Here is a 25,383-nt window from a genome sequence, read left to right on the forward strand (position 1 = left end):
CTACTTTTTCAGCTTTTTCAAGTAATACTCGTAGGTTGCAAACTGCGATCTTACTTTTGGTTCTTTATTTCGTTTATATTCGTTAGTTTGGGCTTCGTTTAAAATTCGCGCTTTTACATTATCGCTCCAACAAATATTAAAAGTATCTATTAATTCTTGTTTTATATTTTCGTCGTAAATAGGACAAGAGACTTCTACGCGATTTTCTATATTTCTTGTCATAAAATCGGCAGACGAAATATACACTTTAGGATCGCCACCATTACCAAAAATATAAAGTCTTGTATGTTCTAAAAATTTATCGACTATACTTATTACTTCAATATTTTCGCTCATACCAGGTATACCCGGCACCAAACAGCAAATACCTCGAACAATCATTTGTATTTTTACTCCTGCCCGACTCGCTTCGTATAACTTATCTACCATTTTATAGCTAGAAATACTATTCATTTTCAACCGTATATAGGCAGGTTTTCCCAATTTCACATTATCAATTTCGGTTTGTATTAATTTATACAATGCTTTTTCTGTATAATGCGGCGAGGTTATAATATGTTTATATCTGAAAATTAAATAATTTGTTTCAAAAAAACTGAAGACTTTATTAATATCTTTTAAAATCTTTTGATTTGCGGTGAATAACGTGTAATCTGTATATATTTTTGCAGTCGATTCGTTAAAATTACCCGTGCTCACAAAACCATAGCGCATTATCTTTTTGCCTTCTTCACGTTCTATTACACACATTTTACTATGCACTTTCAAGCCCTGAACTCCAAAAATTAAATTTACACCTTCCAACTCCATTTGTTCAGCATATTCTATATTGGCTTGCTCGTCAAAACGCGCTTGTAATTCTATAGATACCGTTACACCCTTACCGTTTTTAGCTGCATTAATTAACGAACTGGCAATATGCGAAATCTGAGCTAATCTGTAAATAGTAATCTTTATGGTTTTTACTTGAGGGTCGATAGCCGCTTCTCTTAAAAACTTAACCACATAAGAAAAGGTGTGGTATGGTGCATAAAGCAAATAATCTTTCTTGGCTATTGCCTTAAAAATACTTGTTTCTAAACTAAGGCCTTTAACAGGAAGTGGTTCTATTTTATCGTACAACAAATCTGTTCTACCTAAACTAGGAAAGCCCATATAGTCGCGCCGGTTATGATATCGCCCTCCAGGTATAATACTATCCGACGGTTCTATATTCATTTTTTTCAATAAATACTGAAGTGTTTCTTCATCAATAGTTTTATCGTAAACGAAACGAACGGGTTCGCCTATTTGACGATGTTTAACACTATCGGAAATTTTATCGATAAAACTTTTGGTTAAATCACTCTCAAAATCAAGCTCACCATCTCTGGTTATCTTAATCATGTGAGCTGTTACTGACTTATAATCGAAAATGTTGAAGATATCATCTAAACAATAACGCAATAAATCGTCTACCATAATTATATAATCGTTTCCATCTTCCTGTGGCAAGACAACAAAACGATCCATGTTCTTAGAAATCTCTATTAACGCATATTGGTTCGCGTTATCTTTCATAACCATTTTAACAGCCAAATATGCTGCACTATCCTTTAATAAAGGGAGTTTTACTTGCTCGTTTAATACGATAGTAACTAAAGCCGGACTAACTTTCCTGAGGAAATACTGTTTAATAAATTTATGCTGAGACGGTTTTATTTGGGTTTCGTTAATAATAAAAATATTATCCTTTTTAAGCTGATTTTGGATGTTGTGTAATATTTCTAAACTTTCCGATTGTTGCCTAATTACTATTTGGGTAATAATTTCTAAAAGTTCGCTTGCTTTTACGCCGCCTAATTCGCTTTTACCCGCTTTACCTGCTTGGTCTATACGCTTAACCGTAGCGTATCTCACCTTAAAAAATTCATCTAAATTATTCGAAAAAATTCCTAAAAAACGCAAGCGCTCTATTAAAGGAACATTTTTATCTTCGGCTTCTTGAAGTACTCTGGCATTAAATTGTAACCAACTAATTTCCCTGTTAATATAGCTATTGTTAAGCTTATCGTTTTGTGTCATGAAAGCATTTTTATTGAACCTATACAAATATAATTTTTTTAGTCGATAATCGATATTAAATACTTGTCGGGAACTTTAAAAAGCAAGTTTAAACCTTTATTAATGCATGTAAGTTACTTAGCCTTAAACATCAAAAACAATATAAACTCAAAATTCACTTTTTATCAAAAACCTATTTTCGTAAATCTTACAATTATCACTCACAATCGCTCGGAAACAAAGTGAGAATCGTCTTACCTTTTTTAAGTGATTTCCAATCTGAAATATCGAACTCAATAATTACCAGACCACTAGTGGGAACATTATCTATGGAAATGCTTCCAAAACTGTTAACAAAATTGGTAAACGCGTTATTATGACCAAATATCATAATGCTATTTACATCTGACGCTAAGTGTTTTATAAAATGAATTAATTGCGCGCCTCCAAAATCATATAAATCATCTACAACTTCAAGCGGAGGCAGGTCTGCATGAAAATTTTCAACAAAAATTGTAGCGGTATCGAAAGCCCGTTTTGCAGGACTCGAATACATGCTCACTGGTGTAAATCGCATTATTTTTTGAAGCCGATCTGCCACTTTTATGGTTTTAGCAACCCCTACTTTTTTTAGCGGCCTAAACTGGTCACCAACATCGTATTTCCAAGATGATTTTGCATGACGCATTAAAATTATTTTTTTCATGGCTTTTTATTTATTTACAAAAAAGAAACATTTTATTAACCTGCTAAATATCAATTATTTAAAATTTTAAATTAAAGTGGCTATTTAGATAAAAAAAGTCAAAATAAAAACACAGATTAACTTATATCGACAAAAAACACTTTTTAAACGTTTAAATGTATTTAACACACACTTTGTCGAATTTATGAGTGCTTTAACATTTATTTTTTCAAAAGTCACAACATGTAAGTTGATTTGTATAAATAAGTTGCAAGAATATGATCCCAAGTCTAATTTCAAATCATAAAATATTTCTCGCTGATTCCCAGCGACTTCCCTCAATATTTTTTAGTTTACAAGATAGCATTGCTTACTAACCACAGGCAGTGTAAGATTCTTTAATTTGAATTTTAGCTTAACTCGTATTCTTCTTAAGATTTATTTAAAAATTAATCAATAAAAATGTATGATAGAAAATTACGCTAATTTATTTGTTGCATCTTTTTTTGCAAAAACTCATCTAAATGCTCTGCCTTTACTAAAACATCAATTGAGACCAATTGATGTTAGTAAGTTATACAGCGCTAAATTCACCTTTACCTTTTTTCCAAATATATTTAAGCAATTTTCACACAGCAGATCTGCCAAAGGGTATTTTACAAATACACTTATGGCTTCCTTATTTATAGACCCACGAATAACTATGTATAAAGTTGTTAATCCATTATAAGCAGTATTAGGATAACTTAATCGATTTTTGAAATGAAAAAACTTTACCCTACCCCAATGAAGGCGTATAAAAAAACAAGGAAATTAAAAGTGTTGGCATTATTGCTAATGCTTGTTAGTTTTTATGGATATAGCCAGGTTGCAGTACCATTTACCCCAAGAGCATCAGATGTAACGGGTAAATCTGTATATAATGTTAAAGGTAACTTTGTTATTATTGGTAACACTAACTTAGAGTTAGCTGATTACGATGATACGGTTACTGATTCGAATGAAATGAAGTATGTGGATGTGGATAACAATCCATCGACTTTAAATTCATCGGAAGCAACACTACAATTATTCCTAGACGATGGTTCGCCAGCAGATTGCTCCAATATTGTCTATGCAGGTTTATATTGGACAGGTAGACCAGGAGCTGCCGAAGAATTTACAGTTACCAAAAACGGAATAACAAAAACATATAATAAACGTAAGGCCACTATTACAGGGCCTAATGGTGTTTCTACAGAAATAACAGCGCAACCAGACCATATTAATTATCCTGTTGGTGAGTTTGCAGACATGTTTTCTGCTTATGCAGATGTAACAACTATAGTACAGCAAGCCGGAACTGGTGCTTATGTTGTATCGGATATAGCTTTACTAGAAGGACTTGGTGGTAGAACAGGTTATTTTGGTGGTTGGAGTATGGTTGTCATTTACGAAAATTCAGAAATGAAAAGACGTAACATCAGTTCTTTTGATGGTTATGCTTACCAATCTGGATTCCCTTCTTACGGATATATAAGCTTAGATATTAGCAACATAAACACTTCTCCAAACGGCAACATAACACCAAAATTAGGTATTATGGCTGGTGAAGGAGATTTTAGTATTAAGTTTGATTATTTTGAAGCTTATAAAGGTCTTGCTCCCGATGTAACCAACAACCCTATACCGTTCCCGGATAGTCAATTTCAAAGATTAGCTCATGCAGGACATACTGCAGGAGACCAAAGTAACTTCTTTAATTCCTCTATTGCTACAGAAGGCAACCCAAGAAATCCTATGCTTTTAAATAACACAGGTATGGATTTGGCTACCTTTTATTTACCAAATACAGGAAATGTTTTAATAGACAACCAACAGCCATCTGTTTTATACAGATATAGTGCTTTACAAGACTCTTATATAATTTACAATTTAACTATGTCGTTTTTAGCTCCTGCTCCAGAAGTAGAAGCTGAAGTTGCTATAACCGATATTAACGGTGCAACTCCTGGTCCAACTACTACAATACAACCGGGACAAAATATGACGTACAAAGTTGAAGTAAAAAACTTTGGAGATGAGGCTACAGAAAACACCATGTTATCTATACCTATTCCTTACAACACTACATATCAAAGTTTATCTTATAACGGATACCCTCCTTATACTGCAAATACAGCTCCTTATTACGATGCTGCTAGCAATAGTATTAAATGGGATTTAGGTAATTTACCGTTACCTACCAGAACTGATAAGTTATTAGCCGATTTAACATTTACAGTTTCGGCTACTACAGATTGTTCTATACTTGCCGTAGATTGTGCCGATTTAATTTCTTTAAATGGTACACTTACAGGTTCAGGAATTACTTCTGGAGAATATTTTGATAAGACCTTAATTACTGGTTTCGACACCACTTCTCCCGATTGTATTAACACACCTATTCCAGCGCCTTTAGAAACTACTATTGATGCACAATCTTATATAGATGCTAATTGTGGAGCTGTAACTTCTAGAACATACTATTTCTGTAATTATACAGATTCAACAATACCAACTTCAGAAGTTAGTGGTGACTTCCCAATTGGCACTAAGTTCTACAACGAATTCCCTTTAACAGCAGGTTCTATCGAATATAACGCGAGTAATCCTTTCCCTGCTACCGAAGGCGAAACAACGTATTATGCAGTACCACAAGAAGGTGTAGACTGTGCTATAGAATTTAACATTGATGTTAATGTTATAGACTCTGTACCGACAGTAGACCCTACAAACCCAGAATATTGTTTAAATGAAACAGCCGCTCCATTAACGGCAACGCCTAGCGATCCTTCATTTATACTATTATATTATGTAGACAATAATCCAGCTACAGCTGGGCAAACCACTATTACACCAAATACAGATGTTGCTGGTACTTTCACTTATTATGTAGCCGAAGGACCTTCTGCAGACTGTATTAGTCCAAATAGAGTACCTATTACAGTAATTGTTCACGATGTATTAAACATTACATCTAATATTACCGATGCCTCTTGTACTCCTGGTAACGACGGTAGTATAGATATTACTGTTAGTGGTGGCTCTGGAAACTATACTTATGTATGGAGTACTGGTGATACTACAGAAGATATTACTGGATTACCAACTGGAGATTATACAGTTACTGTTACCGACCAAACTACAGGTTGCGATACTGTATCTAACTTTACTATTAATACAGACATTAACTCGCTACCAACTATTACAGCACCTGCAAGTTATACTTTAGAAGGCTGTGATGTAACTAGCATTACAGATTTACCTTCAAGTACTACACCGGTTTCTATTACTATAGACCAATTAGAGAATGCTTTAAACGGTGGCGGAACAGCAACTGGTTTTGTAAATATTACTTACGCCGATGTCGTAACTGGAACTTGTCCAGTAGTCGTTACAAGAACATTTACAGCTGTTAACGACTGTAACAACACAGCTACTGCTACACAAACTATTACAATAGAAGACAATACAGCACCAGCAGTACCAACAAATGTTCCTGCAGATGTAACCATAGAGTGTTCAGATCCTTTACCTGTTGCAGCTACCTTAACTACAACAGACAATTGTCCAGCATCTGGCACGATAACTGGTGTAGTTTCAGAAACTACTAATAATACAGATCCTTGTAACGTAACTGTTACTCGTACTTGGACATTTACAGATGCTTGTGGTAACGCCAGCGATGTATCACAAATTATCACTATCATAGATACTACGGCTCCTGTTTTAAGCGGCACTCCTATAGATTTAATTTTAGAATGTGATGGCTTAGAGAAAAACAGTTTGTTAGAAGAATGGTTAAACATTCATGCAAACATGACTGCTACAGATAACTGTAACGTGGTTACTTGGACTAATGATTATGATGAAGATAATGTAACAGATTGTGCTTCTTTACTTCCTGTTACCTTTACAGCTACAGATGCTTGTGGTAACGCTTCTTCATTCACTGCAAATTATGAAATTAGAGATATTACAGGGCCAGATATGGTTACTCAAGCAACCGATGCTACTTTTGAATGTGGTGATGATGCTGGCTTACAAAACTGGTTAACTACCAACGGTGGAGCTATTGCAACAGATACCTGTTCAGAAGATATCGATTGGTCTAATAACTTCACTGTTTTATCAGACGATTGTGGTAATACTGGTTCTGCAACTGTAACATTTATAGCAGCAGATTCTTGTGGAAATGAAACCACAACTACAGCAACTGTTAGTATTGTAGACACTACTGCTCCAATACTTCCAACTGCCCCTGCAGATCTTACTGTAGAATGTCTAGACGATGTGCCTGCTCCTGGAGAATTAACAGCTACAGATTCTTGTTCTGATGATATTACTGTAATAGGTGTAGACACTATAGATAGCTCTAACCCTTGTAATATTGTAGTAACTCGCACTTGGACCTTTGCAGATGCTTGTGGGAATACAGCTGTAACTACCCAAACTATAAATGTTATAGATACTACTGCTCCTGTTGCTCCTGATGCCCCTGCAGATCTTACTGTAGAATGTACTGATGACATTCCGACTGCTACAGATTTAACTGCAACCGATAATTGTGGTGGTTCTATTACTGTTTCGGCAGTTGATACTACTAACGATACCGATCCTTGTAATGTTATTGTAACCCGTACGTGGACTTTTGCCGATGCTTGTGGTAATACTTCAACTACAGTACAAAACATTAATGTTATAGACACAACTGCTCCTGATGCTCCTGATGCCCCTGCAGATGTAACAATAGATTGTTTAGATAGTCTTCCTGCTCCAATAGAATTAACTGCTCCTGACAATTGTGGCGGCATTGTAACAGCTACTGGTGTAGATAATATTATTCCTGGCGATAGCTGTAATCAAACTGTTATTCGTACATGGACATTTACAGACGTATGTGGTAACTCTAGCACAACAACGCAAACTATAACTGTAGACGATGATGTGCCACCAGTTGTAATTTCACCTGCCGAAGATATTGTATATTACTGTACAGGCGAAGAAAGAAATCCAGCTACCATTGAAGCTTGGGTAACTATTTACGGAGGTTCTATCATAGAAGATAATTGTTCTAGTGTTACTTGGACAAACGATTACGACCCTTCAATTGTAGCTTGTGGTCAACCTATAGACGTAACCTTTACAGCAACAGACGAATGTGGTAATTCAGTATCAACCACGGCTTCTTATACTATCATAGACGAAACAGGGCCAGAAATTATTACTGAAGCACAAGACATTACTGTAGATTGTAATAATGCTGGAGACGATGCAAACTTAATCGATTGGTTAAATACTAATGGTGGTGCTATAGCATCGGATGTGTGTTCAGATTCATTAACATGGTCTAACGATTTCACTGCAGATGCAATTAATGGTTCTTGTGGCGCAGACAATGCTATTACAGTAACCTTTACTGCTACCGATAATTGTGGTAATACCAGTACTTCTATGGCTACAGTTACTGTTATAGATACTACTGCACCTACTCCGCCTACAGCTCCTGCTGATGTTACAGTAGAATGTAGTGATGATATTCCTGCTATGATTGACTTAACTGCAACAGATAATTGTGGAGAAGACATTACAGTTACTGGTGTAGACGCTGTTAACGATGCAGATCCTTGTAACGTTATTGTTACTCGTACTTGGACATTTACTGATGCTTGTGGAAACTCTTCTGAAACTTCACAAATTATTACAGTTCAAGACACAACTGCTCCAGTTGTAGATAATGCTCCTGCAGATGTTACTGTAGAATGTTCAGACGATTTGCCTACTATGGAAGATTTAACAGCTACAGACAACTGTTCTGGTACTATTACAGCTTCTGGAGTAGAAACTATCGATAATTCTGATGCCTGTAACGTATTAATTACTCGTACTTGGACGTTTACAGATACTTGTGGTAACACAAGCACGACAACACAAACCATAACAGTAACAGACGACACCGCTCCGGTTATTACCTCTCCTGCCGAAGACATAGTATACTATTGTACTGGCGAAGAAAGAAACCCTGCAACTATTGAGGCTTGGGTAGTTATTTTTGGAGGTGCTTTGGCCGAAGACAACTGTTCTGATGTTACTTGGACCAACAACTACGATCCTTCAATTGTAAATTGTGGAGAACCTATAGAAGTAATCTTTACAGCTACCGATGCTTGTGGAAATGCTTCTACAACTTCTGCTACTTATACTATTGTAGACGAAACAGGACCAGAAATTATAACTGCAGCACAAGATATCACTTTTGAATGTGATGCTACCTCTGGTTCAGAATTACAAGACTGGTTAAATACCAATGGTGGTGCAACTGCAACAGATGTATGTTCCGATACACTTACTTGGTCTAACGATTTTAATGCAGACACTTTAGTAGGTGCTTGTGGTGCAGACAATGCTATAACAGTTACTTTTACTGCTACAGACAATTGTGGTAACACTACAGATACACAAGCTACCATTACAATTAACGACGATGTAGCACCAGAATTACCAACAAATATACCTGCTGATGTTACTGTGGCTTGTTCTGAAGATGTACCTGCAATGGTAGATTTAACAGCTACCGATGTTTGTGCGGGCGATATTACTGTTACTGGTGAAGATACTGTAAACGATACAGATCCTACTAACGTAATTATTACTAGAAGCTGGACATTTGTAGACGATTGTGGTAACACTTCTGTTGCTACTCAAACCATCACTGTACAAGACACCGAAGCTCCTGTGGTAGATAATGCTCCAGAAGACCTTACTTTAGAATGTTTAGATGATGTTCCTGCGCTTACTGATTTAACTGCTACAGATAACTGTTCTGGTACTATCACGGCTCAAGGAACCGAAACTATCGAAAATATTAGCGACTGTCACGTAGTTATCACCCGTAACTGGGAATTTGTAGACGGTTCAGGAAACACAACTTCTGTTTCTCAAACCATCACAGTAAACGATGACACAGCACCTGTACCTAATACAACACCAGAGGACTTAACTCTAGCATGTATTGATGATGTTCCAGCTCTGGCTGATTTAACTGCTACCGATAATTGTGCAGGTACTATCACCGCTCAAGGTTCAGAAACAACAGATAACTCAAATACTGATGTTACTGTTATAACTAGAACTTGGACATTTACAGATAATTGTGGTAACACAACAGAAGTATCTCAAACCATCACTGTACAAGATACCGAAGCTCCTGTAGTAGATAATGCTCCAGAAGACCTAACAGTAGCTTGTATAGACGAGGTTTCTGCTCTTACAGATTTAACAGCAACAGACAATTGTTCTGGAACTATTACAGCGCAAGGCACCGAAACTATAGACGATACCGATGCTTGTAACGTAACCATTACAAGAACATGGATATTTACAGATAATGCAGGTAATACATCAGAAGTAAACCAAGTAATCATGGTCATAGATGATGTTGCTCCAACAGCTCCTGCTGCTCCAGCAGACGTTACTGTAGAATGTACAGATAGTATTCCTGATATGATAGATTTAACAGCTACCGATAATTGTGGTGCAGAAATAACTGCAACGGGTGTCGATACAGAAAATACTATTGATTCTTGTAGTGCTATTATAACTAGAACTTGGACATTTACAGATAGCTGTGGTAACACATCAGAAGTTTCTCAAATTATTACTGTAACAGACGAAACAGCACCGCAATTAGATGGTAATTTAGATACCGAAATAACTGTTAACTGTTCTGATATTCCTGAAAGACCTGAATTAACATTCTCAGATAACTGTGATGCCGATGTAAATGTAGTTTATAACGAAATCAACACCTCTACTGGTGCAGATTACGAAAACTATCAAGTAATAAGAGATTGGACGGTTTCAGACTCTTGTGGTAACACTAATGTTTATACACAAACTATAAATGTAAACGTACAACAATTACCTGTTCAAGTTTCAGATACAAAATGTACAGAAGGTGGAAACATCAATTTAGATAACTACTTAGAAGACCCTAATACAGATGGTACTTGGGTAGTAGACTCTGGAGACACTACTTTAAATGGTAGCACTTTCGATCCGCTTAATGTAGATCTTGGTCTGTATGTGTTTACATTTACCGAGGCTCAAGGTTGTCAAAACCAAACAACAGTATCTATTGAAATTAACGACGATTGTGTAGTACCTCCATGTGATCCTCAAATTTCAGAAACTGTTACTCCAAATGGCGACCAGTACAACGAGTACTTTACAGTTACAGGTATAGAGTCTTGTGGATATGGAAACATTAAAGTAGAAATATATAACCGTTGGGGAGCCCTGGTATTCAAATCAGAGAATTACCAAAACAACTGGAATGGACAAAACGACAAACAAGCGTTTGGTAGTTCAGACCACTTACCAACAGGAACATACTATTACATTGTAACATTTAATAATAGCGGATTGTCACCAAAAAGAGGTCCAATTTACTTAGGAACCAAATAAAACTTTAACCTATGAAAATTTTAAAATATAACATAGTAGCTATTGCATTATTGAGTTGTACGGTCGGAATTGCGCAACAATTACCACAGTTTACCCAGTACATGTATAATACAATCTCTATAAACCCAGCATACACTGGTAGTAGAGAAACCTTAAGTATTGTTGGTTTACACCGTAGCCAATGGGTAGGTATAGACGGAGCCCCTACAACACAAACGCTGTCTATTCACTCCCCTTTAAACAATGAAAAAATAGGGATTGGAGGTTCGTTTATACACGATGAACTTGGGCCTGAGAATTTCAACTATTTATATGCCAGTTTTTCTTACACCATTAATACTGGTGAAAATTCTAAATTGGCCTTTGGTTTAAATGCAGGGTTTACGCAATATAGTTTAGATCAAGATTTTAGACTTAACAACCCAAACGATCCTGTAATTTATGGTATAGAAGATCGTTGGGCACCTAACTTTGGTGCTGGGGTGTACTGGCATTCTACAAAATGGTATTTAGGATTATCTACCCCTAGAATTCTAAATACAGATTATAATACTGATGAATACGAAGCCTTAGAACGAGTGAGCTACTACTTTACTGGAGGTTATGTATTCGACTTAGGAGATTACACTAAATTTAAGCCAGCATTTTTAATAAAAGCAACCAATGGTGCACCTCTGTCTTACGATTTAACTGCTAACTTTTTATTTTACGAAAAGCTATGGCTAGGTGTAGGTTTCAGACACAATCCTGGAGTTGATGGTAACGACCTACAAGATGGCCAAGTAGATTACAGTTTTAGAGGAACTCACGCTCTTGGTGGTTTGATCGATTTTCAAGTTTCTAAACAACTTCGAATTGGTTATGCCTACGAATTCCCTATAAATTCTGAAATTAGACACTACCAAAGTGGTACCCATGAACTTTTATTAATGTTCGAACTATTTAAAGAAAGACGTATTAAATCCCCTAGATATTTCTAAAGCCGACTACTATGAAAACAAAAATTATACTTACAATATTAGCACTTTCTACCACCTGCATCTTTGCGCAGAAAAAGGTGGCAGACAAGTTCTTCAAAAACTACGCTTATATAAAAGCAAGCGACTTATACCAAGAAGCTGTTAAAAAAGGAGATAGTAGCGAACACGTATTAACACGACTAGGCGATTGCTATTACAACAATTCCAATTCGGAAGAAGCCGCTATTTGGTATGCCGAAGCGGTTAAAAGATACGACGATATCGATCCTATTTATTATTATAAATATGCACAATCCTTACGCAGTTTAGGTAATTACGAAGAAGCCATTATTTACCTTGAAAAATTTAACGAGCTTCAAGCTAACGAAGACCGTATTAAAGGTACAGATTTTGCCAACGTAGCGCTTTACGAAAAATTAAAAAGTACAGATAGTGTTTATGTGCAAATAAACAATTTACCGATTAACACCAAAAATTCAGATTTTGGTGGATTTGTAAAAGATAGCATATTTTATTTCGCCTCTGCTTCAAAAAAAAATAAAGAAGACTTATACGATTGGAACAACGAGCCTTACTTAGATCTTTATCAATCTATTATTACGCCACCAAACGAAGGCGAAGAAGCTTTAAATTATAGCTATCCTAACTACATTAAAGGCGAGGGTATAAATTCAAAATATCACGAAGCAAGTATAGCTATAACCAGCGATGGTAAAACCATCTATTTTACAAGAGACAACCTAAACAAGCGCAATAAATTAAAGGCCGACAGAGAAGGAACATCTCATTTAATGATTTACAAAGCGTCTTACATCGATAGTACTTGGCAAGACATTAAAGAAGTACCTATTAACGATGCAGTGTATTCTACAGGGCACCCTGCCTTAAGTCCAGATAACAAAACATTGTATTTTGTATCGGACAGAGAAGGTGGTTTTGGACAATCAGACATTTACAAAGTTGCTATTTTAGGAGACGACAACTATGGTTTCCCAGTTAATTTAGGAGCTGCTGTAAACACCGAAGGTAAAGAAATGTTTCCTTTTGTAGACAAAGATAATATGTTGTATTTCTCATCAGATAGTCATATCAACTTAGGGTTTTTAGACATCTTTAAATCTGATGTTTTACAAGGTGGTACTTCGGTAGAAAATTTAGGAGCTCCTTTTAATAGTGGTTACGACGATTTTGCTTACTATATCGATTCTGATAATGGTGTAGGTTACTTCTCATCTAACCGTGAAGGTGGTATGGGTAGCGATGATATCTATGGCTTCGAAATTTGCTCGCAAGTTATTAAAGGTACAGTTAGAGATGCCAGGTTCATGACGCCTCTAGCCTTTGCAACGGTTCAGTTAATTGATAATACAGGTAAAGTTATCGAACAACGTATGACTGGAGAAGATGGTTTATATTCGTTTAAAGTAAAATGTAACAGAGCTTACCATGTGTTAGGTAGCAAAGCAGATTATAAAGACGATTTAAAAGATGTAAACACATCTGTAAACAATGGTTTCGAAATCATTACAGATCTTAATCTAATTCCACTTATTATAGAAGATGAGATTGTTCTTAACCCAATTTATTTCGATTTCGATAAATGGGATATTAGAACAGATGCCGCTTACGAATTAGAAAATATTGTAAGCGTAATGAGAGAGCATCCTAATATGGTTATAAAAATTGAATCGCACACAGATAGCCGTGGTCCAGATAACTACAACTTAACCTTATCGGATAAACGTGCTAAATCTACAAGAGATTATATCATATCTAGAGGTATTGATGCTAGCAGAATTGAAAGTGCTATTGGCTACGGAGAAACGCAATTGGTTAACGAATGTTCTAATGGTGTAAAATGTACTAAAGAACAACACCAAGCGAACAGACGTTCTAAATTCATCATCTTAAAAGATGAGGCTGAAACAACTGCACCTGCAGAGCCTACAGATGAAGATTAAAATAATAACAGCCACTACTCTATTTGGCTATTACTGTTAAACTAAAAAATCCTTGCTTTTAATGTTAAAGCAAGGATTTTTTGTTTCTGTGAATATTGTTTCAATACGGCGTTTTCACACAAGAATTAAACCATATAAAACTCATATACATCCTTTAAACAATCATATTCCTATCTATAATGAATTCTTTTAAAAGCTAAATTAAAGCTCGTAATGTTTTTTCTATCCCTTTATTGAGAGTATTACATAGCTTAAATGATAAGCAAAAATAAAATGTAAACATTACAACACAGTCGGTTTCTATTCAACGAAATTCATGCGGTTTTGCCACAAATACACAAATGTATCCAATAGTATCAAATTAATTTATTCGTGAATTAGTGGCTAAAAAATATAGAAACTGAAAGCCCCTACGGAGAAAGTAAATAGTTACAATTAAAATATGTTTTAGCTGTTACATGCTCTTTTTAAATTAAAAACTTATTGTTACGATTTGTGTAAAGTCTTCAATTAAAATGGCTCATCACAATTTAACAGAAACCAATAGGTTTTCTATACTACAATAAACGAAATTCATGCGGTTTTGCCACAAATACACAAATGTATCCAATAGTATCAAATTAATTTATTCGTGAATTTGTGGCTGAAAAATATAGAAATTGAAAGTCATCATCTAAAAGCTATATAACCATAAACTTCTTCAATCTTTATTTTAAAGCCCACTATTAAGCATAAAAAAATCCCGAGAGGTTGTCTCGGGATTCTTTGATAATGTAAAACTTTATTGCTTTAGTTAGCAGCATCTAATTTAGCTTGCACTACTTTAGCTTTATCAGTTTCACCTAACGCGTTATAAATGTTAATTAACTGTTGGTAAACGTTTGGATCTGGCTTTGCATTTTTACCAATAAAATCTTCTAGAACTTTGGCACCATCGTTAAACAAACCTGTTTTTTTAGCACGTAATTCGTCGTAACGCTTATTATCTGCAGCACTTGTACCTAGGTTATTCATTTCTGCAATAAAAGCATTACCTTCATCGATATAGGTTGTAGATAAGTTTAAAACTGCATCGGAATAATCTGGTTTTAATGCCAATGCCTTATTAAACGCATTTCTAGCTGCATCGAAATCTTTATTCTTCAATGATATTACACCAATGTTATAATATAAATTTTCGTTATTTGGTTGCTTTTTAACCGCCTCTTCCATTAAAGATTTAAACTTATCTGTATCTTCTAATTCTAAATATAAATTAGCTTCTGTTAAAATTAAATCTACATTTTCAGGATCGTTTTTACGTGCTTTCTTTACAGCTTCTAAAGCTTCGGCACTTTTACCTTGAGACACGTATATTAAAGCTATGTTTTTAGTAATCTCAGCTTCTTTACTTTCGGTTGTACGCTGACCTGGGTTGGAATGAGATTTAGCCTTTACATATAAATCACGTTGATTTTTAGACATGATCTCTTCTTCGCCAGATTCGATATTTGTTGCGTAATATTGCGTCTCGATACCTTTATAACCTAAATCATCTAATTTTAAATAGTGTTTTAAAGCTGTATCGTAATCTTGATCGCTTACAGCGCTAATAGCCGCATAGTATAAATATGTAGTGTCTTGAGGCATAATGTTATACAACTGCTCAAATTCTGTAGCTGCAACAGCGTATTTTTTGTCTTTAAAATCGTTGTTCGCCTTTATTAAGTAAGTGTTTTGCATGTTTTGCTTAAACTCCTTTACTTCAGCATTCATATCGTCGCCAACCATTCCTAAGCTTTCTATCGCTTTGTTAACATCGTCTGGCGATCCGGCGCCATTTGCGTATAATGCTTCTGCTTGTAAGAAATAGTATTGCGATTTGTATTTATCATCTATTGATGATAACATAGGCTCTACTTGGTTTAAAGCTGCTTTTGCCTCAGCATAATTATTGCTTTTTATGGCCTTTTCTGCTGTTTTTAACTCTTTTTTTTGAGCTATTGCAAACGCACTTGCAGATAAAGCTAAAGCAACTATAACTTGTTTTTTCATTGTAATCAAATTAAGTTTAAACGTTTTTAATTGTTTTCTAGGTTGTTATTTTCTATAGTTGAATTATCGCCATTTTCTGGTGATGTAGTTTCTATATCTTCTATAATTTCATCTTCTTCATGCATCACTTTTGCAACAGCTGCAATTGAATCAGAATTTTTTAAATTAATCAATTTTACACCTTGTGTGGCACGTCCCATAACACGCAAATCTTGTACCGCAATTCTAATTGCAATTCCAGATTTATTAATAATCATTAAGTCGTCTGTATCGGCTACACTCTTAATTGCCACTAATTTACCTGTTTTTTCTGTAATAGAAATGGTTTTTACACCTTTTCCGCCACGGTTGGTTACACGGTATACTGGTTCTCCATCTTCTGGATCGTCTATGTACGTACGCTTTCCATATCCGTTTTCTGAAACTACCAATACCGATTCTTCCTGTGGATTTTCAATAGCAATCATTCCAATAACCTCATCGTCTTCGCTAGCTAATGTAATACCACGAACTCCCGAAGCACTTCTACCCATAGGTCTGGTTTTGGCTTCTTCAAATCGGATAGCTTTACCAGATTTTAAGGCCAACATCACTTGGCTGTTACCTGTGGTTAATTTGGCCTCTAACAGCTCGTCGTCTTCTTTAATGGTAATGGCATTAATACCATTGGTACGCGGACGCGAATACTGCTCTAAAGACGTTTTTTTAACCTGACCATTTTTAGTGGCCATAATAACGTAATGGTTATTAATATACGCTTCGTCTTTCAGATCTTGAGTACAGATAAAGGCCATAACCTTATCGTCTTGCTCTATATTGATTAAGTTTTGAATAGCACGCCCTTTAGAGGTTTTAGTGCCTTCTGGTACTTCGTAAACACGCATCCAGAAACATTTACCCTTTTGAGTGAAGAACAACATGTATTGATGGTTGGTACCAACAAATAAATGCTCTAAGAAATCTTCATTTCTAGTGGTTGATGCTTTTTGGCCTACCCCTCCTCTGTTTTGTGTTTTGTATTCCGATAACGAGGTACGTTTGATATAACCCGCATGCGAAATGGTAATAACCACCTTCTCGTCAGGAATCATATCTTCTATACTTAAATCGCCACCAGCATATTCTATCGTTGAGCGACGCTCGTCTCCGTATTTTTCTTTCACCACAAGAAGTTCTTCCTTAATGATATCCATACGACGTTCTTTCTTGTCTAAGATATCTTTTAAGTCTTCTATGGTTTTCATGATTTCTTCGTACTCCGAACGCAGTTTATCTTGCTCCAGACCTGTTAATTGGCGTAATCGCATTTCTACGATAGCTTTAGCCTGAATTTCGGAAAGTTTAAAGCGCTCTATTAATTTTTCTCTGGCTTCATCGGCATTCGATGACGCTCTAATAATGGCTATAACCTCATCAATATTATCCGATGCTATAATTAAACCTTCTAAAATATGGGCACGTTCTTCGGCTTTACGCAATTCGTAAGTGGTACGTCTAACCACAACTTCGTGTCTGTGCTCTACGAAGTGATGTATTAAATCTTTTAAATTTAATAACTCTGGTCTCCCTTTTACTAGGGCAATATTATTTACGCTAAACGATGTTTGTAATTGCGTATATTTAAACAACTTATTTAAAACGATATTTGGAATGGCATCGCGTTTTAAAACATAAACAATACGCATACCGTTTCTGTCGGACTCGTCTCGAATGGTAGAAATGCCATCTAATTTCTTTTCGTTTACCAAATCGGCAGTTTTTTTAATCATTTCTGCTTTATTAACTTGGTAAGGAATTTCGTTAACCACTATACATTCGCGTCCGTTCACTTCCTCTATGTTCGCCTTAGCACGCATTACAATACGCCCGCGACCAGTATGAAATGCTTCTTTTACACCATCGTAACCATAAATGGTACCTCCTGTAGGGAAATCTGGTGCTTTAATATATTTTATAAGTTCATCTATTTCGATGTCGCTATTATCTATAAAAGCTATAGTACCGTCTACCACTTCGCTTAAATTATGCGGTGGCATATTGGTAGCCATACCTACTGCAATACCAGAAGCTCCGTTTACAAGTAAACCTGGAATACGGGTTGGAAGCACGGTTGGCTCCTGCAGGGTATCATCAAAATTTAATTTATGATCTACTGTTTCTTTATCGATATCTGCCAACATGTCTTCCGATATCTTACGCATACGTGCTTCGGTGTAACGCATTGCTGCAGGACTATCGCCATCGATCGAGCCAAAATTCCCTTGGCCATCTACCAACATATATCTTAAACTCCAATCTTGGGCCATACGTACCATGGTATCGTAAACCGACGAATCGCCGTGTGGGTGGTACTTACCAAGTACTTCCCCAACTATTCTTGCAGACTTTTTATAAGCCGAACTTGCTTTAACTCCCAATTCGTGCATTCCAAACAAAACACGTCTATGAACAGGTTTTAAACCATCTCTAACATCTGGAAGAGCACGTGACACTATGACGGACATTGAGTAATCAATGTAAGCCGTTTTCATTTCATCTTCAATATTAATTGGAATAAGCTTTTCTCCTTCTGCCATCTATAAAATAATTTAGTTATCTTGTGTGTTTCAAATCGTGCTAATATAACCATTTCATCAGTCATAGCAGGCGATTTAACAGGGTTTTTGACACTTTTTATTAACAATTATCGTGCCTATATTAGTTAATAAGTAAGAGGTTAATTATTTTGATTTAATAAAGTTTTTTTTTCTATTAGCATAAATCATATAATTTAAGGTACGCTTTTTGACTTTAGTAATATGTTTTAGTAATTTTAATGCAGAAAGGATTTAATTTATGGATGATAATTTTTCACCAAGAGTAAAAGATGTAATTGCTTACAGTAAAGAAGAAGCGCTACGCTTGGGCCATGATTTTATAGGTACCGAGCACCTCATGTTGGGCCTTTTAAGAGACGGGCATGGCAAAGCTATAAATATATTAAATGCTCTAGATATCGACTTAAACCACCTAAGACGAAAAGTAGAAATTTTAAGCCCTGCAAACCCAACACTTACTGCAACTTCTAACGAAAAAAGAAATTTGCACCTTACCAGACAAGCAGAACGCGCTTTAAAAACAACGTTTTTAGAAGCCAAATTATTTCAGAGTAATTCTATAAATACCGCACACCTACTGTTGTGCATTTTAAGGAATGAAAACGATCCTACCACTAAACTGTTAAACAAACTTAGGGTAGATTATGATAACGTTAAAGAACAATTTAAATTTATGATTACAAACGACGACAACTATATAGAACCTAAAGCCGAATCGTTTCAAGACGACAGCGGTAGCGACGACGATGCTACAAAAGACAATTTATTTAACTCGCCTACAGGTAAGACTAACAAAAAATCTAAAACTCCTGTTTTAGATAATTTCGGACGCGACTTAACAGCTATGGCCGAAGAAGGCAAACTCGATCCCGTGGTAGGCCGCGAAAAAGAAATTGAACGTGTATCGCAAATTTTAAGCCGTCGCAAAAAAAACAATCCACTTTTAATAGGTGAGCCTGGAGTTGGTAAATCGGCCATTGCAGAAGGCTTAGCCAACAGAATTGTTAAGCGTAAAGTATCCCGTATCTTGTTTAACAAACGTGTGGTTACTTTAGACCTAGCAAGCCTTGTGGCCGGAACTAAATATCGCGGACAGTTTGAAGAACGCATGAAGGCTGTGATGAACGAGTTAGAAAAGAACGACGATATTATACTATTTATAGACGAGATTCACACCATAGTAGGTGCTGGTGGCGCCACAGGAAGTTTAGATGCTTCAAACATGTTTAAACCTGCTCTAGCGAGAGGCGAAATTCAATGTGTTGGTGCTACAACATTAGACGAGTACAGACAATACATCGAAAAAGATGGCGCTCTGGAACGTCGTTTTCAGAAAGTAATTGTAGAGCCTACAAGTGTTGAAGAGACTATAGAAATCTTAAACAACATAAAAGATAAATACGAAAGTCACCATAACGTAGACTATACACCTGAGGCTATTGAGGCCTGTGTAAAATTAACCAATCGTTATATGACCGATCGCTTTTTACCAGACAAAGCTATTGATGCCTTAGACGAAGCTGGTTCTCGAGTACACATTACCAACATTAATGTTCCTAAACAAATTATAGAACTTGAAAAAGAGCTCGAAAAAGTTAAGGAAACTAAAACTTCTGTAGTTAAAAAACAGAAATACGAAGAGGCCGCTAAACTAAGAGACGACGAAAAACGTCTGGAAAAAGAATTGGCAGTGGCTCAAGAAAAATGGGAGGAAGAAACCAAACAACATCGTGAGATCGTAACCGAAGACAATGTTGCCGATGTCGTATCTATGATGACAGGAATTCCTGTAAACAGAATTGCACAAACAGAAAGCAACAAACTGGCACAGTTACCAGAACTTATTAAAGGAAAAGTAATAGGTCAGGATGAAGCCGTAGCCAAAGTCGTAAAAGCCATTCAGCGTAATCGTGCCGGACTTAAAGACCCAAATAAACCAATTGGTTCGTTTATCTTTTTAGGCCAAACAGGAGTCGGAAAAACACAATTAGCCAAAGTATTGGCCAAACAATTATTCGACAGCGAAGATGCCTTGGTTAGAATAGACATGAGCGAATACATGGAAAAATTCGCCATTTCGAGATTGGTTGGTGCGCCTCCTGGATACGTAGGTTACGAAGAAGGCGGACAATTAACCGAAAAAATTCGTCGTAAACCTTACGCTGTTGTGCTTCTTGATGAAATTGAAAAAGCACATCCAGATGTATTCAATATGCTATTACAAGTTTTAGACGACGGTTATTTAACCGATAGTTTAGGCCGAAAAATAGACTTCAGAAATACTATCATAATCATGACATCCAATATTGGTGCCCGTAAATTAAAAGATTTTGGTACTGGTATAGGTTTTGGAACAGCGTCTCAAAAAGCACAGGAAGACGCCAATACCAGAAGCGTTATAGAAAATGCACTTAAAAAAGCATTTGCACCAGAGTTTTTAAATAGAATTGACGATGTTATTGTATTTAACTCGCTTGAGCGCGAAGACTTGAACAAGATTATTAGAATAGAATTAGAAAAACTATTAGTACGCATTAAAGATTTAGGCTACGATTTACATCTAACAGAAAAAGCTACGAACTTTATTGCCGAAAAAGGTTTCGATAAACAATACGGCGCAAGACCATTAAAACGTGCTATTCAAAAATATATTGAAGATGCGCTTGCCGAAGAAATCATTACTGCTAAAATTCATGAAGGCGATACCATAAAAATGGATTTAGACGAAGCAGAACAAGAACTCACAATTACGATTGAAAAAACGGAAAAACCAACAGAATCGTAATTATATAAACGTTTTAAAAGTAAAAAATCCCAGTAAAATTATTTTACTGGGATTTTTTTATGTCTTAAATAGCAAACAAACGCAACTGCTTCTATTACAATTCACAAGACCCTTTACACAAATAGCTGAAACTTCAAATAACGTCTTTAATACATTATTTTTTTAATGAAACAACTCTTCAGAATCCACACTTAAATGTTCCAAAAACTGAATAGAGTTTTCGATATCTTCATGTAAAATTCTATCATCGGTTACAAATGGTACTTCTTCTCTGTACACACTCAATAACGACTCTATAAACGGCGACGATTTTAACGGCGCTCTTAATTGTAAAGCTTGCGAGGCGTTAAATAATTCTATTGCCAAAATACGCTCTACATTATTTACCAGAGTAAATGCCTGCGTAGCTGCATTGGCTCCCATACTCACATGGTCTTCTTGCCCGTTACTAGACACAATACTATCTACACTAGCAGGAGTTGCCAATTGCTTATTTGTACTTACAATACTAGCTGCTGTATATTGCGGAATCATAAATCCGGAATTTAATCCAGGATTATTAACCAAAAAGGCTGGCAAGCCTCGTAAACCAGAAACCAATTGAAATGTTCTACGTTCGGAAATATTCCCCAACTCCGCCATAGCGATCTTTAAATAATCTAAAGCTAAAGCTAAAGGCTGGCCATGAAAATTACCTCCAGAAATAATTTCGTCTTCTTTTGCAAAAATATTTGGGTTATCTGTTACAGCATTAATTTCGGTTTTAAAAGTGCGCGCTACAAAGTCTAAAGTATCTTTAGTAGCACCATGTACCTGTGGTATACATCTAAATGAATACGGATCCTGTACGTGTTGCTTTTCCTGCACAATTAGTTCGCTATCTTCTAAAAATTCACGCACACGTTCTGCAGTTTTTAACTGTCCGTTATGCGGTCTAGCCAAATGCACTAAAGCATTAAACGGTTCTATTCTGCCATCAAAAGCCTCTAAAGAAATACTTCCTATTACATCGGCTAAATACGATAATTTATAAGATTTCAATAATAGATGTACTCCATACGCACTCATAAACTGCGTTCCGTTTAACAACGCCAAGCCTTCTTTAGATCGTAATGTAATAGGCTCCCAACCAAAAGTTTCCATCACCTCTTTAGCGGCAATAATCTGCCCTTTATAAACCACCTCGCCCTTACCCAATAAAGGCAAAGACAAATGTGCTAACGGTGCTAAATCGCCAGAAGCCCCCAAAGACCCTTGCGTATACACTACCGGGAAAATATCGTTATTATAAAATGCTACAAGCCTGTTTACGGTTTCTAATTGCACCCCACTATGGCCGTAACTTAACGATTGTATTTTAAACAACAACATAAGTTTTACAACCTCTACTGGTACAACTTCGCCAGTACCACAAGCATGCGACATAACTAAATTCTCCTGTAATTTAGTTAGGTTTTCTCTAGAAATTTTAACGTTATACAACGAACCAAATCCGGTATTAATACCGTAAATAGGAGTAGTCTGGGCTTTCATTTTTTCATCTAAATACGTCCGGCAATCTGTAATATTTTTTACAGCTTCGTCGGATAATTTAAGACGAATATTATCTGATATTAGCTCTTGTATTTTTGATAAATCTAAAGTTTCAGACGATATATAATGATAATCTTGCATAACAATAAGGTATTGGGGCGCAAAATTCACCATTATTATTAAATAAAACAAACAATTGTAATTAATTAATCATTTATCGACTTAATCTCTTATTTTTGAAAAAACTAAATGTACACAACATGAAAAAAACACTTATTGCTATTGGCGCATTAAGCATTATTGCTTGCCAGCAAGCCCCTAAAGAAGTTAAAGATTACGTAACATTTTCTGGAAAAATCACCAACCAAAATAGCGATTCTTTAATGGTTAGAAGCAGAACATATTCTAAAACCATCAAAGTGAATCAGGATGGTACTTTTAAAGACACTCTAAAAGTAGAAGCTGGACTTTATAATATATTCGATGGTTCGGAATCGTCTACCGTATTTTTGAAAAACGGCTACGACCTTAACTTAACTTTAGACACTAAGCAATTTGACGAAACGATTACTTATACTGGTGAAGGAGCAGAAAACAGTAACTTTTTGGCCGAAAAATCATTATTGGAAGAAAAACTTTTAGATCAAGATTTTTCGTCGATGGACATGGCCGCTTTAGATGCCAAGTTTAACGAAATAGAGACCGAATTAAATCAATTTTACAGTTCCAAAACCGATATAGACTCCCTTGCTATTACACCATTTTCTAGTAACGTGTCTCGCATGATGGAAGGCACTAAAAAATACTACGCCAACACCATTATGTTAAAACAGGAAATGACAGGAAACCCTTCTCCTATTTTTACAGACTACGAAAATATTGATGGCAGTAAAACTTCTTTAAGCGATTTAAAAGGGAAATATGTATATATAGATGTTTGGGCAACTTGGTGCGGACCTTGTAAAGCAGAAATTCCATCGTTAAAAGCTTTAGAAAAAGAATACCACGGTAAAAACATTGCCTTTGTAAGCCTGTCTGTAGATGACGACAGAACACATGGTGGTTCTTGGGATAAAGCCAAAGAAGATTGGAAAGCCATGGTTACCGAAAAAGAATTAGGCGGCATACAAATAATGGCTCCAGAAGGCTGGAAATCGCAATTCGTTCAAGATTATAAAATTACCGGTATTCCTAGATTCATTTTAATAGATCCTGCTGGTAATGTTGTAGACCCAAGCGCCCCAAGACCGTCGGATAATAAAATTAAAGATGTTTTTAATGCCTTGAGTATTTAAATCCGAACTTCTCCATAATTCAATAAAAAAAGGAGTATAAATTATACTCCTTTTTTTATTTAGTAAAACTAAGTATTAAACTTCTGTTTCTTTGGTTTTACTACCAAACAAACGCTTCCTAAAGCCACTGAACAATGCCACAGCCCCAATAGCTATTACTTTCCAGAATTTTAAAAGAAGTGCAAAAAATCCTGCTTTAGCCAAAACTTTACCAGCTATAAGCCCTCCTATCCCATAGGCTGCAACTTCATCAAAATCAGGATTAAAATCTGCGTAACGATTTCCCTCTGAAAATTTTACACTCTGAAGAATTTGATCTCTATCTTGATTAAACATTTCTAACACACCAATATCTCCAATAGCATTCAAATTAAGATATCCTTTACGACCTAATACTCTAATATTATAGTTTAAAGTATTGACTTCTGCTCCTTCAAAATGAATTTCTTTAGCCCAATGCAGCTTTTTATTTACATTATCATAATATGGTGCAGAGGCCCATCCTACCAGCTCCATTTCACTATACCCTTGCGCCATACGCTCTGGATTATTTGCCTTTATATCTTCTTTCATTTCTTCCAAAAGCTCATCATAATCCAAATCCTCTGCATCTTCATCCTCAATATAACCTTCCTCAGAATAACCTATCTCTACACAATAAGTAAAATTATCACTAAGGGGGAACACATCTTCGGGAAATAATAATCCTAATGTTTCACTTGGTGGGTTTTCCCATAACTCAGTAAGCACATAATTACTTTGTTCAGGGTCTAGATATTTAAAGCCCTGAGGCACTTCTAAACTAGCAATACCTCCATTTAGTATAATGATTCCTTTTTGAAACTTAAAGGATTTATTAATACTGTCCGTATAAAACTTTACAGCATCCATATCAAATGAAGTTGTATCAGTTTCTGATTGGGAATATCCCGTTTGCAATAACATTAAAAAACAAAGGTTAAATAGAATCTTTTTCATGATTT

Annotated in this window: 11 protein-coding genes; 5 read left to right on the forward strand and 6 right to left on the reverse strand. The window is 35.8% G+C overall.

Going from position 1 to position 25,383, the window contains the following annotated elements; genetic code table 11:
* Positions 1–2,064, reverse strand: coding sequence for a polyphosphate kinase 1 (gene ppk1, locus ACR9EA_RS10965; RefSeq protein ID WP_435132801.1), 2,064 nt, complete (start codon positions 2,062–2,064; stop codon positions 1–3).
* Positions 2,065–2,260: 196 nt separating this feature from the next.
* A complete protein-coding gene (locus ACR9EA_RS10970; RefSeq protein WP_435132804.1) occupies positions 2,261–2,749 on the reverse strand; it encodes a SixA phosphatase family protein in 489 nt (162 codons plus the stop codon).
* 741 nt (positions 2,750–3,490) lie between these two features.
* Between ACR9EA_RS10970 and ACR9EA_RS10975 the strand changes: the two genes are divergently transcribed.
* From ACR9EA_RS10975 to ACR9EA_RS10985, 3 genes are read left to right on the forward strand one after another with little or no spacing between them, the layout of a single operon-like run.
* Positions 3,491–11,215, forward strand: coding sequence for an HYR-like domain-containing protein (locus ACR9EA_RS10975; RefSeq protein WP_435132807.1), 7,725 nt, complete (start codon positions 3,491–3,493; stop codon positions 11,213–11,215).
* A gap of 11 nt (positions 11,216–11,226) precedes the next feature.
* Positions 11,227–12,195, forward strand: a complete 969-nt coding sequence (locus ACR9EA_RS10980) for a PorP/SprF family type IX secretion system membrane protein (RefSeq protein ID WP_435132809.1) — start codon at positions 11,227–11,229, stop codon at positions 12,193–12,195.
* 11 nt (positions 12,196–12,206) lie between these two features.
* On the forward strand, positions 12,207–14,156 hold the full coding sequence (locus ACR9EA_RS10985; protein WP_435132811.1) for an OmpA family protein: 1,950 nt from the start codon (positions 12,207–12,209) through the stop codon (positions 14,154–14,156).
* A gap of 789 nt (positions 14,157–14,945) precedes the next feature.
* Here the strand turns inward: ACR9EA_RS10985 and ACR9EA_RS10990 are convergent.
* Both ACR9EA_RS10990 and gyrA read right to left on the reverse strand, forming a co-directional pair.
* Positions 14,946–16,190 carry a tetratricopeptide repeat protein gene (locus ACR9EA_RS10990; RefSeq protein ID WP_435132813.1) on the reverse strand — a complete coding sequence of 415 codons (1,245 nt, stop codon included), beginning with the start codon at positions 16,188–16,190 and terminating at the stop codon, positions 14,946–14,948.
* A 26-nt stretch (positions 16,191–16,216) separates the two neighbouring features.
* Entirely contained in the window at positions 16,217–18,766 is a 2,550-nt protein-coding gene (gyrA, locus tag ACR9EA_RS10995; protein WP_435132816.1) for a DNA gyrase subunit A, read from the reverse strand.
* A 259-nt stretch (positions 18,767–19,025) separates the two neighbouring features.
* On the opposite strand from gyrA, the gene ACR9EA_RS11000 reads away from it, so the two are divergent.
* The gene (locus ACR9EA_RS11000; protein WP_435132819.1) at positions 19,026–21,572 is read left to right on the forward strand and encodes an ATP-dependent Clp protease ATP-binding subunit; all 2,547 of its coding nucleotides are present in this window, start codon (positions 19,026–19,028) and stop codon (positions 21,570–21,572) included.
* A gap of 162 nt (positions 21,573–21,734) precedes the next feature.
* On the opposite strand, the gene hutH is transcribed toward ACR9EA_RS11000, so the two are convergent.
* Positions 21,735–23,246 carry a histidine ammonia-lyase gene (hutH, locus tag ACR9EA_RS11005; protein WP_435132821.1) on the reverse strand — a complete coding sequence of 504 codons (1,512 nt, stop codon included), beginning with the start codon at positions 23,244–23,246 and terminating at the stop codon, positions 21,735–21,737.
* Positions 23,247–23,365: 119 nt separating this feature from the next.
* Here hutH and ACR9EA_RS11010 point away from each other — a divergent pair, with 119 nt between their 5' ends.
* Complete coding sequence (locus ACR9EA_RS11010) at positions 23,366–24,400, forward strand: TlpA family protein disulfide reductase (protein ID WP_435132823.1); 1,035 nt, start codon at positions 23,366–23,368, stop codon at positions 24,398–24,400.
* A 75-nt stretch (positions 24,401–24,475) separates the two neighbouring features.
* On the opposite strand, the gene ACR9EA_RS11015 is transcribed toward ACR9EA_RS11010, so the two are convergent.
* Positions 24,476–25,378, reverse strand: coding sequence for a DUF2167 domain-containing protein (locus ACR9EA_RS11015; protein WP_435132824.1), 903 nt, complete (start codon positions 25,376–25,378; stop codon positions 24,476–24,478).
* Between the last annotated feature and the right edge of the window lie 5 nt (positions 25,379–25,383).

The organism is Formosa sp. A9 (genome assembly GCF_051200825.1).
In the GTDB taxonomy this organism is placed as follows: domain Bacteria; phylum Bacteroidota; class Bacteroidia; order Flavobacteriales; family Flavobacteriaceae; genus Formosa.